Raw genomic sequence first — 13,208 nt, forward strand, 5'->3', positions numbered from 1 at the left:
GCGCGGGAGCGGGGGCCGACGCGGGAGCGCCGGGGGCCTGCGCCGGGCGCTCGGTGAGCAGCGTGTCCCAGTCGGCCGGCTCCTCCTCGTCCTCCGGCGCGAAGCCGTCCTCGAACTCCGGCTCCGCGGGCTCGTCGACGTCGGCCGGGGGCTCCGCCGCTGCCTCCGGGGCGTCGTCCGGCGCCGACGCCAGGCTCCGCAGGTGCGCCATGACCGTCTCCGCCGTCCGGCGGCGGCGGGCCAGCGACGTCGGGTCCAGGGGCAGCGGCCAGGCCCGGTCCGCCGCCGACTCGCGCAGCGACGGGTTCTCCTCGCCCTCCGCCGGCTCGTCCGCCCACGCCTCGATCTCGCCGAATCCGGCCGCGCAGTGGTCGTACAGCGCCCGCAGGAAGCCGGAGGGGCCGCGCGGCTTCTTCTGGGTCGGGCCCCACCAGTGGCCCGAGCCGAGCAGCAGCGAACGCGGACGCGTGAAGGTGACGTACCCGAGGCGCAGCTCCTCCGTGTGCTGGTGGGCCTTCATCGCGTCCTTGAAGGACTTGAGGCCCTTCGCGTCCCAGTCGTCGACGTCGGGGAGCGTCTTCGCGTCGCCGCGCAGCGCGTGCGGGAGGACCTTCGCCTGGGACGTCCACGCGTCGCGGGACTGCTCGCTCGGGAAGTGGCCCGTGACCAGGCCCGGCACCGCGACGACGTCCCACTCCAGGCCCTTGGACTTGTGGGCGGTGAGGACCTTGACCGTGTTCTCGCCGCCGGGCAGGGCGTTGTCCAGGCCCTTCTCGTACTGGACGGCGGTCCGCAGGAAGCCGAGGAAGGCCAGCAGGTTCGCCTCGCCGTCGAGCGCCGCGAACCCCGCCGCGGTGTCCAGGAAGTTGCTCAGCGTCTCGCGGCGGCGGGCGGCCAGGGCGTGCGGGGACGCGGACAGTTCGACTTCGAGGCCTGTCGTGGCGAGCACCCGGTGCAGCACGTCCATGAGCGGGTCCGCGAGCGAGCGCCGCAGGTCGCGCAGCTCGGCCGCCAGGCGGGCGAAACGGACCCGGGCGTCGGCGGAGAAGGGCAGGCCGTCGTCCGGACCGCCGGACTCCAGGAACGTGTCGAGCGCGTCCGCGAGGGAGACGACCTCCGCCGGGTCCACCCCCTCGACCGCCTCCGCCAGCCTCCCGTCGGGGTCGGCGTCCGCGTCGGCGCCCGGCGTCCGGTGCACGAGCAGGCGCGCCCGGCGCCCGAGCAGCGCCAGGTCGCGCGGGCCGATGCGCCAGCGCGGGCCCGTGAGGAGGCGTACGAGTGAGGCGTTGGCGCCCGGGTCCTGGAGCACCTCGCAGACCGCGACGAGGTCCGCGACCTCCGGGAGGTGGAGCAGCCCGGAGAGTCCGACCACCTCGACCGGTACGTCGCGGGCCACGAGCGCGCCCTGGATCTGGGCGAAGTCGCCCGCCGTACGGCACAGGACGGCGATCTCGCCCGGCTCCTTTCCGGTACGGACGAGGTGGGCTATGGAGTCGGCCAGCCATGCGATCTCGTCCGCGTGGGTGGGGAGCAGCGCGCAGCGGACGATGCCGTCGCGCTCCGCGCCCGGGGCCGGGCGCAGGGCCTCCACGCCCGCGTGCATGGCGCGCAGGGGGACGGCGAGGCCGTTGGCGAGGTCGAGGAGGCGGCCGCCGCTGCGGCGGTTCTCGCTGAGCGAGAAGCGGGCGGCGGGGCTCCCGTCGGCGTGCGGGAAGTGCGCGGGGAAGTCGTCGAGGTTGGCCACGGACGCGCCGCGCCAGCCGTAGATCGCCTGGCAGGGGTCGCCGACCGCCGTCACGGCGTGCCCGGTGCCGCCGCCGAAGAGCCCCGAAAGGAGGAGGCGCTGGGCGACCGACGTGTCCTGGTACTCGTCGAGCAGGACCACCCGGAACTCGTCGCGCAGGATCCGGCCGGCTTCCTCGCTGGTGAGCGCGAGCTCGGCGGAGAGCGCGATCTGGTCACCGAAGTCGAGGAGGTCGCGGCTGCGCTTGGCCTCGCGGTAGCGGGCGGTGAGGTCGAGCAGTTCGAGACGGGCGGCGGCGGCCTCGGGGACCTTGCGCAGGTCGGCGTTGGAGAGCTTCACGGACGCGAGCGTGTCCAGCAGCTCGGCGTCGTACGCGGCGAGCCGGCCCGGCTTCACGAGGTGCTCGGCCAGCTCGGCGTCCAGCGCCAGCAAGTCGCTGACCAGGGCCGGAAACGACTTCGTGAGCGCCGGGTACGGTCCGGGCGCTTCCCGCAGCACCCGCGCGGCGAGCTGGTAGCGGGTGGCGTCGGCGAGGAGGCGGGCGGTCGGTTCGAGGCCGATGCGCAGGCCGTGCTCGGCGAGGAGCTGCCCGGCGAAGGCGTGGTACGTCGAGATCCGGGGCTCGCCGGGAGGGTTGTCGGGGTCGATGACGTCGGGGTCGGTCACCCCGGCCCGGATCAGCGCCTTGCGCACCCGCTCGGCGAGTTCGCCCGCGGCCTTGTTGGTGAAGGTGAGCCCCAGCACCTGCTCGGGCGCGACCTGCCCCGTGCCGACGAGCCACACCACGCGCGCGGCCATGACCGTCGTCTTGCCCGAACCGGCTCCGGCCACGATGACCTGCGGAGCGGGCGGTGCGGTGACGCACGCCATCTGCTCCGGGGTGAACGGGATGCCGAGGAGCTCTTTGAGCTCCTCGGGGTCGGTGATTCGGGCTGACACCCCAGAGAGGCTAGCCGCCCCCACTGACAACCACGGACCGCGAGCGGGGCGCTGCGCGGCCCTGGGCGCTACTCGACGACGTGGCGGCCCTCCGGCTGCGCGCTGCACGAGGCGCGGAACGCGCAGTGCGTGCAGTGCTGGCCGGTCGCCGGGCCGAAGCGTTCGTCGAGTACGCGCCCGGCGGCGGTGGCGAGGAGGTCGCCGACCCACTCCCCCGCGAGGGGTTCCTGGGCCTGGATCTTGGGGAGCGCGTCCCCGCCGTCCTTCTTGGCGGCCGCCTGGCGCAGCTGTACGAGTTCGGCTCCGCCCGGCTCGGGGCGCGTTCCCGCGAACGCCTCGTCGACGGCTCCTTCCCGTACGGCGAGCTGGTAGACCGCGAGCTGCGGGTGGCGGGCCACCTCGTCGCGTGTGGGGGCCGCCTTGCCGGTCTTGAAGTCGACGACGTACGCGCGTCCCTCGGCGTCCGTCTCGACGCGGTCCATGGACCCGCGGATGCGCACCTCGTACGCGCCGCCCGCTTCCAGCGTCACATCGAAGTCGTGCTCGGTGGCGACGGGTGTGCGGCCGCCGCGGTCCATGACGTGCCACTGGAGGAAGCGTTCGAGCGCCACGCGCGCGTGCTCCTTCTCCTGCTGCGACTTCCAGGGGGCGTCGAAGGCGAGGGCGTCCCAGACGGAGTCGAGGCGTTCCATGAGGACGGCGAGATCGGCGGGCGTACGGCCGGACGCGACCTCGTCGGCCAGGACGTGCACGACGTTGCCGAAGCCCTGGGCGGCGGTCGCGGGAGCGTCCGCCTTCACTTCGCGTCCCAGGAACCACTGGAGGGAGCAGGTGTTCGCGAGCTGGTCCAGTGCGCTTCCCGAGAGCGCGACGGGCTGGTCGCGGTCGCGCAGGGGAACGGTGCTGTGCGTCGGGTCGTACAGGCCCCACCAGCGGTACGGGTGCGCCGAGGGGACCAGCGGCTGGCCGTCCTCGTCCGCGAGCGCCGCCAGCCTGGCCAGCCGGCGGGCGGCGGCGTCGCGCAGGGCGGGCGTCGCGTCGGGGTCGACGGTGGTGGCGCGCAGTTCGGCCACCAGGGCCGCCACGGCGAGCGGGCGGCGGGGCCGGCCCGTGACGTCCTTCGGTTCGACGCCGAGTTCGGTGAGGAAGCGGGAAGGCTGGTCGCCGTCGTCGGCGGGGGCCTTGACGGCGGTGACGACGAGGCGGTCGCGGGCGCGGGTGGCGGCGACGTAGAAGAGGCGGCGTTCCTCGGCGAGGAGGGCGCCCGGAGTGAGGGGTTCCGCGAGGCCGTCGCGGCCGATCCGGTCCGCTTCGAGCAGGGAGCCCCGGCGGCGCAGGTCCGGCCACAGGCCCTCCTGTACGCCCGCCACGACGACCAGGCGCCACTCCAGCCCCTTCGACCGGTGGGCGGTCATCAGGCGTACGGCGTCGGGGCGTGCGGCGCGCTTGCCGAGGGTGTCGGCGGCGATGTCCTGGGCGTCGAGCTCCTCCAGGAAGTTGAGGGCGCCGCGGCCGCCGGAGCGTTCCTCGGCGCGGGCCGCCGTGTCGAAGAGCGCGCAGACGGCGTCGAGGTCGCGGTCGGCGTTGCGGCCGGCCGCGCCGCCGCGCAGGGCGGCGCGTTCGAGGCGTCCCGGCCAGGAGGTGCCGTTCCACAGCTCCCAGAGCGCCTCTTCGGCGGTGCCGCCGGCTTCCAGGAGGGTGCGGGCTTTGCGCAGGAGCGCGCCGAGGCGCTGGGCGCCGCGCGCGTACGCCGGGTCGTGTGCGGCCAGGCGCTCGGGTTCGGCGACGGCGCGCGCGAGCAGTTCGTCGGAGGGCGGCGGGAGCCGGTTCCCGGCGGCGCGCTCCTCGTCGCGCAGGGCGCGGCCGAGCCGGCGGAGGTCGGCGGTGTCCATCCCGGCGAGCGGCGAGGCGAGCAGCTCGGCGGCGACCTCGGTACTGAGCCAGGTGGTGACGGCCGGGGCACGGCTTGTCTGGGGATCGTCCCCGGAGCCGGGCTCGGTACCGGCCCCGGACTCGGCCTCGACGCGGGCCCCGGGCTCGGCCCGCCGGGCGCCGGGCTCCGCGGGGTCCGCGTCGTCGGTGGGGTGCTCCGGTGCCGTGAGCGCCGCCTCGGCCACCGCCCGCAGGGCCGTCAGCAGCGGGGTCACGGCCGGCTCGTGGCGCAGGGCCAGGTCGTCGCCGTCGATCTCCAGCGGGACGCCCGCGGAGGTCAGGGCGCGTCGTACGGCGGGGATCGTACGACCGCCGGCCCGCACCAGGACCGCCATCTCGTTCCACGGCACGCCCTCCTCGAGGTGGGCGCGGCGCAGGATGTCCGCGATGTTGTCGAGCTCGGTGCCCGCCGTCGGGTACGTGTAGACCTCCGTGCGGCCCCCCTCGCGTACCGGGGCGAGGTCCCTGTGCGCCCGTACCTTCTCGGCCGGCAGGCGGGTCAGGGGCATCCTGCGGGTGAGCAGACGGGTGGCCGACAGGAGGTCGGCGCCGGAGCGGCGGGAGGTCGTCAGCACTTCCACCGGGGAAGGGTTTCCGTCCGTTCCCCGGAACGTGTCGGGGAAGTCGAGGATGCCGCCGACGTCCGCTCCCCGGAACGCGTAGATCGACTGGTCCGGATCGCCGAAAGCCACCAGGGTGCGGCCCGACCCGGCCAGTGCCCGCAGGAGGCGCACCTGCGCGGGGTCGGTGTCCTGGTACTCGTCCACGAAGACGGCGTCGTACCGGGCGCTGAGCCGGCCGGTCAGCTCCGCCTGCTCGGCGAGCAGCACCGCGCGGTGGACCAGCTCGGCGTAGTCGAGGACGCCCTGCATGTCGAGCACGTCGAGGTACTCGGCGAGGAAGGCCGCCGCCGCCTTCCAGTCGGGCCGTCCGGTGCGCGCCGCGAAGGCCCCCAGGGAGTCGGGGCCGAGCCCCAGCTCGCGGCTGCGTGCCAGGACCGCGCGGACCTCGTCGGCGAAGCCGCGCGTCGTGAGGCACGCCCGCAGTTCGTCCGGCCAGTGGAAGGGGGCGGTCCGGCCCTCCCGCTCCAGCTCGACGTGGCCCGCGAGCAGCTCGCGTACGGCGACGTCCTGCTCGGGGCCGGACAGCAGCCGCAGGGGCTCGCTGAACAGGTCGCTGTCCTGGTGCGCGCGGACCAGGGCGTAGCAGAACGAGTGGAAGGTGGTCGCCTGCGGCCCGTACGCGCCGCCGAGGCGAAGCGCCATCCGGTCGCGCAGTTCCACCGCCGCCTTGCGGCTGAACGTGAGCACCAGGACGCGCTCCGGGTCGGCTCCCTTGGCGACGCGCGCGGCGACCGCCTCCACCAGCGTCGTCGTCTTGCCGGTGCCCGGTCCGGCGAGCACCAGCAGCGGCCCGCCGGCATGGTCAACCACGGCGCGCTGTCGTGCGTCCAGAACAGGGGGGTCCACCGGGCCCGGCCGGGTACGCACCAGTCGGTACGCGCCCGGAGTCCGCTGCCGCGCCTGGAGGTGCGGCGGATTCCAGGCGGAACCCGAGGTACCGGAGGCACCTGCGGTACCCGGGGTACCCGGGGGAAGGGAGGAGCTCACGTGGATCGCCGGTCCTGGTGGGTGTACGGGGTGAGGTGCCGCCTGGCGCGGGGCGCGGTGCCCGCGGGACGGACGGTGGGCGTGTGCCGCGCTGCGACGACGCTACGCCAGTCGGCGCCCGGGACGCAGCGAGTCCGCCTGCCCTCCCGCCCCGCGCCTCTTCCGGCGGCCCGCCCGGCACCCTGTCCGGTACCGGATTCACCCGTTGCGGCTCCGGATGCAGGAAGCTGTCAGGTGTGAGTCGTGTGAGCTTGTGCACTTCCGCCGGAGCCGACCGTTCCGCCGTCCCACCGCGCCCGCTTCATGTCCAGCCGCGGTACGTGGGTACCGGACTGCCGGGAGGCCGTCCGCAGCGGCGTTCCCTCCGCGCGGTAGTGCCCGAGGGCGCGCGGTTCGTGCCCGGGCAGCAGTACGCCGTCGGAACGCACCACCCGCCACCAGGGCGCGGCGCCGCCGTAGAGCGCCATGACCCGCCCCACCTGGCGCGGGCCGCCCTCCTCCAGCCACTCGGCGACGTCCCCGTACGTCATCACACGGCCGGGTGGAATCATCTCGGCGACCTCCAGCACGCGTTCGGCGTACTCGGGGAGTCCGGGGGCCTGGGGCTCGTCGCTCATCCGGTCCATCCTGCACCACGGCACCGACAGCCGACGCTGCTCCATGGGGCGTACTCAAACCACCGCACGCCCCCGCAATGCACCCTGATGCCCCCCTCTGTCATCCGGTCATGCCACCATCATCCGGGCGGTGACAGGTGATACGAGATCAAGAAGAAGCGACGAAGGAGCAGGGCGTGCAGCCTCCCCCGGTGGCGAGCACCCCTGGCGTACCGTCGCACCCTGACGCTCCCGAAAGGCCCACCGAGACCATGGACAGCGGGCCCGAGGGCAGCCACATCGACCGCGTCTCCGGCGACGAGCCGCTGCTCTCCGCCCGCGTGCACCGCCCCTCCGACCTGGTACGACTGCTCGCCGGCGTGCTCGGCATCATCTGCGTGCTCGCCATCGCGGCCTTCGCGCACGGCACCGCGTCCGGGCTTGAGCAGGACATCAGCAAGGGCACGGGCCAGACCCCGGACGTCTTCATCAAGCTGGCCGGTCTGATCTCCAGCATCGCCGTGCTGATCCTCCCGGTCGCCTTCGCGATCGAGCGGCTCGTCAAGCGCGACGGCCTGCGGATCGCAGACGGCGTGCTCGCGGCCGTACTCGCGCACGGCGTGGCACTCGCCACGGACCTGTGGGTGTCCGAGAGCGCTCCCGCGACGATCAGGGAAGCGCTCACCCAGGCGACGGCGAGCGGGGAACTCACCGATCCCGTGCACGGCTACCTCGCGCCCGTCATCGCCTACATGACGGCGGTGGGCATGGCCCGCAGGCCGCGCTGGCGCGTGGCGCTGTGGGCGGTGCTGCTGCTCAACTCGTTCGCGGTCCTGGTCGGCCGCCAGACGACACCGTTCTCGATCATCGTGACCGTGCTGATCGGCTGGACGGTCGCGTACGGGACGCTCTACGCCGTCGGGTCGCCGAACGTAAGGCCCACCGGACAGACGCTCCTCGCGGGCCTGCGGCACGTCGGCTTCCGCCCGGTGACGGCCATGCGCGCCGAGGATGTGCCCGACTCGGCGGAGCAGGGCGACCGCGGCCGCCGCTATCTCGTCACCCTGGAGGACGGGCCGCCGCTCGACGTCACCGTCGTCGACCGCGAGCAGCAGGCGCAGGGGTTCTTCTACCGCGTATGGCGCCAGGTCACCCTGCGCGGCATCACCCAGCGCCGCTCGATCCAGTCGCTGCGCCAGGCCCTGGAGCAGGAGGCGCTGCTCGCGTACGCCGCCATCGCCGCCGGGGCCAACGCGCCGAAGCTGATCGCCACCTCCGAGCTCGGCCCGGACGCCGTGATGCTCGTGTACCAGCACCTGGGCGGCCGCTCCTTGGACTCGCTGCCCGACGAGGAGATCACCGACGAGCTGCTGCGCGGGGCCTGGCGGCAGGTCAAGGCCCTCCAGTCGCGCCGCATCGCCCACCGCAGGCTGGTCGGCGACGCGATCCTGGTGGATCGTTCCGGCAGCGTGATCCTGACCGACCTGCGCGGCGGTGAGATCGCCGCGGGCGACGTCGTCCTGCGGATGGACGTCGCCCAGCTCCTGACCACGCTGGGGCTGCGCGCCGGCGCGGAGCGGGCCGTGGCCGCAGCCGTGGAGGTACTGGGCCCCGACGCGGTCGCCGACAGCCTGCCGCTGCTCCAGCCGATCGCGCTGAGCCGCTCCACGCGCGCGACGCTGCGCCGGCTGGCGCGCGAGCGGTCGCAGCGGGAGCGCGAAGCGGTGATCGAGGCCTCGCACGCCGCCAAGGCCGAGCGCGCCGCCGACGAACCAGTGCCGTCCGGCGGGCGCAAGGACGTACGGGCGGAGAAGAAGGCCGAGAAGGACGCCATAGAGGAGGCGCTGGAGCAGGCCCGGGAGGAGGACCTGCTGTCGCAGATCCGCAACCAGGTGCTGCTCATCCGCCCCCAGGCGCTGATCGAGCCGGCCCGCCTCGAACGCATCAGGCCGCGCACCCTCGTCAGCATCATCGCGGGTGCCTTCGTCGCGTACTTCCTGATCTCCACCCTGATGGCCAACGACGTCAGCGACGCGATCGCGACGGCGGACTGGCGGTGGGCCGCGGTGGCGGTGCTGTTCTCCGTGCTCAGCTATCCGGCGGCGGCGATGAGCCTGCTCGGGTTCGTACCGGAGAAGGTGCCGTTCTGGCGCACGGTCGGGGCGCAGGTGGCCGGCTCCTTCGTGAAGCTGGTCGCGCCCGCGGCCATCGGCGGTGTGGCGCTCAACACGCGCTTCCTCCAGCGCGCCGGGGTACGCCCCGGGCTCGCGGTGGCGAGTGTCGGCGCGTCGCAGCTCTTCGGTCTCGCCAGCCACATCTCGCTGCTGATGGTCTTCGGCTACATGACGGGCACCCAGCACACCCCCACGCTCTCGCCGTCCAGGACGGTGATCGCCGGTCTGCTGACGGCGGCGGTGCTGGCGCTGGTGGTGACGGCCGTACCGTTCCTGCGCAGGTTCATCGTCACCCGGGTGCGTTCGCTGTTCGCGGGCGTGGTGCCGCGCATGCTCGACGTGCTCCAGCGGCCGCAGAAGCTGGTCACGGGCATCGGCGGAATGCTGCTGCTGACGGCGGCCTTCGTGATGTGCCTGGACGCCTCGGTCCGCGCCTTCGACAGCGACGTCCAGCTGAGCTACGCGACCGTCGCGGTCGTCTTCCTGACCGCCAACGCCCTGGGCTCCGCCGTGCCGACGCCCGGCGGTGTCGGCGCGGTCGAGGGCGCGCTCATCGCGGCCCTGACGCTCGCGGGCCTCGGGGGCGGGGTCGCGACGTCGGCCGTGCTGCTGTACCGGCTGCTGACGTTCTGGCTGCCGGTGCTGCCGGGCTGGCTGTTCTTCAACCACCTGACCCGCAAGGGCCAGCTCTAGGGACAGCGCGCGCGTACGTACGCCGCCCGAGCGCGCGCGTACGTACGCCGCCGAGCGCGCGCGTGCGTACGCCGTCCGAATGGCGCTCCCGGGGCGCACGCTCCCGCACGCCGTCGCACGATGGACGCATGCCGACTTCCGCCGCCCTGCGCGCCACGGCCGTCCTCGCCGCCACCGCTGTCCTCGCGTCCCTCGCCGGCTGTTCCGACGACGGCGACCAGGGCAAGGACACCAGCGGAGAGACCGGGCTCGCGTCCCAGCGGCTGGAGTGGACCGACTGCCCCGCCCCGTCGGCGGCGGAGGGCGGCGGCACCTCCCCCTCGCCCCTGCCGGGCGGCGGCACCTGGCAGTGCGCCTTCATGGACGTGCCGCGCGACTACGCGAAGCCCGACGGCGACACGATCGAGCTGGCGCTGATCCGCGCGAAGGCCCGCGACCCGCGAAACCGCATCGGCTCCCTCGTCTTCAACTTCGGCGGCCCCGGCGGCTCGGGCGTGACCGGCCTGCCCTCGCTGGCGGCGGACTACGAGCGGCTGCGGTCCCGCTACGACCTGGTCAGCTTCGACCCGCGCGGCGTCGGCCGCAGCGTGGGCGTCCAGTGCCAGGACGACGAGGAGCTCGACCAGTACTACGCCCAGGACAGCACCCCGGACGACGCCGCCGAGGAGAGGACCTTGACCGAGGGCCTGGCGACGTACGCCAACGCCTGCGAGGAGAACTCGGGCGAGGACCTCCCGTACGTCGGCACCACCAACGCCGCCCGTGACCTGGACCGGGTGCGCCAGGCCCTCGGCGACGACAAGCTGCACTACTTCGGCATCTCGTACGGCACCGAACTGGGCGGCGTCTACGCCCACTTGTTCCCGAAGAAGGTCGGCAGGGCGGTCTTCGACGCGGTGGTCGACCCCACCCAGAACTCCGAACAGGGGTCGCTCGGCCAGGCCAGGGGCTTCCAGCTCGCCCTGGACAACTTCGCCAAGGACTGCGTCGCGCGCGGCGACGAGTGCACGCTGCCCGGCAACAGCGTCAAGGAGATCGAGGACTTCGTCGTCGACCTGCTCAAGCGGCTCGACAAGAAGCCCGTCAAGGGCATCGGCGACCGCGAGCTGACCCAGACCCACGCCACCAACGGCATCATCCAGACGCTCTACTCCAAGGAGTACTGGCAGTACCTGGAGCAGGGCCTCAACGACGCGGACGGCGGCAACGGCGAGCTGCTGCTGACTCTTTCCGACTCCCTGAACGGCCGCAACCCCGACGGTACGTACAGCAACATCGGCGCTGCGAACGCCGCCATCAACTGCGTGGACGACACGGCGCGTTTCGACCTGGAGGAGACCAGGACGCGCCTCCCCCGGTTCCGCGAGGCGTCGCCCGTCTTCGGCGATTTCCTGGGCTGGGGGCTGCTGGGCTGCTCCGTCTGGCCGGTGGACGGTCAGGCGCAGACCCCCGATGTGAGTGCGCCCGGATCGGCGCCCATCCTCGTCATCGGGACCACCGGCGACCCGGCGACGCCCTACGCGGGTGCGAAGAGGATGGCCGAGGAGCTCGGCAGGGGCGTCGGCGTCGAGCTGACGTACAAGGGCGAGGGCCACGGGGCGTACAACGGCGGCGACGCGTGCGTGCGGCGGACGGTGGACGCGTACCTGCTGAGGGGCAAGGTGCCGGCCGACGGGACGGTGTGTCCGTAGGGCGATCGGGGCGGCCTTGCCGGACGGTCCGTGCGAGTGGGACGGTCCGTGCGAGCCGGATCGACCGCCGGAGCGACCTGGACTGTCAGTGGCGCTGTCAGTGGCGCCACCTAGGATGACGAATCCGCTTTCGAATCTGTTGTCCAGTCCTGGGATCCGGTGGGGGCCACGATGGCGCATCTCGTACGGACGGCTGCCCTGACGGCCGCCGCGCTCCTCATGGCGGGCACGGCCACTGGATGCGGAAGCGGCGGCTCCGCCGGCGGCGACCGCCCCAGCGCCACGCCTGAGCCCCCGCGCGCCGCGTCGGCCGCTCCCACCGCCCGGGCCACCAGCGACGAGGCCGACGGCCGCCTGCCCGCTCTGCCCGCCCGGCTCACCGGCCAGCGGCTCGACTGGAAGCCGTGCTCCGCACCTCGCGGGGCCGGCAGCGGCGCCCGGGCGCCCGGCGGCGCGTGGCTGTGCGCCACCCTCACCGCGCCTTTGGACCATCGCGCACCGGACGGGGCGACGATCGGCATCGCGCTGATCCGCTCGAAGGCCACCGACAGCGACCGGCGCCTCGGCTCCCTCCTGTTCAACTTCGGCGGGCCCGGCGGCTCGGGAGTGGCGGCGATGCCCGGCCACGCGCCGAGCTTCAGCACTCTGCACACCCGCTACGACCTGGTCGGCTTCGACCCGCGCGGCGTGGCCGCGAGCTCCGCCGTCGTCTGCCGGGACGACCGGCAGACCGAGGCGTCGTTCCGGCTGGACGCCACCCCCGACACGCCGGCCGAGGAGCGGGCCTACCTCGATGACTCGGCCGCGTTCGGGGCGGACTGCGCCGAGCGCTCCGGCAAGGTCCTTCCGCACGTCAAAACGAGCAACGCCGCCCGCGACATGGACCTCGTCCGCCAGGTCCTCGGCGACAGGAAGCTGCACTACTTCGGCTTCTCCTACGGCACGGAGCTGGGCGCCACGTACGCCCACCTCTTCCCGGGCCGCGCCGGGCGCATGGCGCTGGACGCGGTCGTCGACCCGTCCGCCGACTTCGTCCGCCACTCGCGCAATCAGGCCCTGGGCTTCCAGCGCGCCCTGGACAGCTACTTCCGCAGCACCGGCACCAGCGCGGGGGCGGGCACCGGGCGAGTGGTGCGCCTGCTCGACCGGCTCGACAGGAAGCCGCTGCCGGCCGCCGCGGGCCGTCCGCTCACGCAGAGCCTCGCCGTCACCGGCATCATGTCCCAGCTCTACGGCGAGGACAGTTGGCCGACGCTCACCCGCGCCCTGCGCGAGGCCGAGAACGGCGACGGCAGGACCCTGCTGCGGCTCGCCGACGCGTACAACAACCGTGACGCGAAGGGACGGTACGGCACGGACCAGCACGCCCAGCGCGCCATTCACTGCGCCGACGCCAAGGGCCGGGTGAGCGGCGACGAGGTCCGGGCGACCCACCTCGCGGACTTCCGGAAGGTCTCCCCCGTCTTCGGCCCCTACCTGGCGTGGGACCTGGCCGGCTGGTGCGCCTCGTGGCCGGTCGACGGCGAGCACGTGACCCCCGAGGTCGGCGCGCCGGGCGCGCCCCCGCTGCTGGTCATCGGCGGCAAGGGCGACGCGGCCACCCCGTACGAGGGGTCGTTGCGGATGGTCGAGGAGCTGGGCGACGGCGTGGGCGTGCAGCTCACGTACGAGGGCGAGGGCCACGGCGCGTACCTGACGGGCAACGACTGCATACGGCGAGCCGTGGACGCGTATTTCCTCGACGGCAGGGTCCCGGCGCACGGCACCACCTGCTCGTAGCGCGAACGGACCGCGCTCCGGCGTGTACGCGGCCCCCGTCCGCGCACCAC

At 73.8% G+C, this 13,208-nt stretch carries 6 protein-coding genes; 3 read left to right on the forward strand and 3 right to left on the reverse strand.

The genetic code is table 11. The features are described 5' to 3' along the window. The 3 genes from E2E34_RS06135 to E2E34_RS06145 form a co-directional block, all read right to left on the reverse strand. A partial coding sequence (locus E2E34_RS06135) for an ATP-dependent helicase (protein ID WP_167518224.1) occupies positions 1-2,683 on the reverse strand: 2,683 nt, incomplete at its 3' end. A gap of 68 nt (positions 2,684-2,751) precedes the next feature. After that, positions 2,752-6,105, reverse strand: a complete 3,354-nt coding sequence (locus E2E34_RS06140; RefSeq protein ID WP_244315533.1) for an ATP-dependent helicase — start codon at positions 6,103-6,105, stop codon at positions 2,752-2,754. A 350-nt stretch (positions 6,106-6,455) separates the two neighbouring features. After that, complete coding sequence (locus E2E34_RS06145) at positions 6,456-6,851, reverse strand: MGMT family protein (RefSeq protein WP_138900916.1); 396 nt, start codon at positions 6,849-6,851, stop codon at positions 6,456-6,458. 167 nt (positions 6,852-7,018) lie between these two features. Here E2E34_RS06145 and E2E34_RS06150 point away from each other — a divergent pair, with 167 nt between their 5' ends. The 3 genes from E2E34_RS06150 to E2E34_RS06160 all read left to right on the forward strand — a co-directional run bounded on the left by E2E34_RS06150 (position 7,019) and on the right by E2E34_RS06160 (position 13,158). Further along, positions 7,019-9,688, forward strand: a complete 2,670-nt coding sequence (locus E2E34_RS06150) for a lysylphosphatidylglycerol synthase transmembrane domain-containing protein (RefSeq protein WP_425573347.1) — start codon at positions 7,019-7,021, stop codon at positions 9,686-9,688. 128 nt (positions 9,689-9,816) lie between these two features. After that, positions 9,817-11,379 carry an alpha/beta hydrolase gene (locus E2E34_RS06155; protein ID WP_138900894.1) on the forward strand — a complete coding sequence of 521 codons (1,563 nt, stop codon included), beginning with the start codon at positions 9,817-9,819 and terminating at the stop codon, positions 11,377-11,379. Between the two features lie 171 nt (positions 11,380-11,550). Beyond that, complete coding sequence (locus E2E34_RS06160) at positions 11,551-13,158, forward strand: alpha/beta hydrolase (RefSeq protein WP_138900895.1); 1,608 nt, start codon at positions 11,551-11,553, stop codon at positions 13,156-13,158. Positions 13,159-13,208: the final 50 nt, after the last annotated feature.

Source organism: Streptomyces albidochromogenes (assembly GCF_005981925.1).
In the GTDB taxonomy this organism is placed as follows: Bacteria; Actinomycetota; Actinomycetes; order Streptomycetales; family Streptomycetaceae; genus Streptomyces; species Streptomyces albidochromogenes.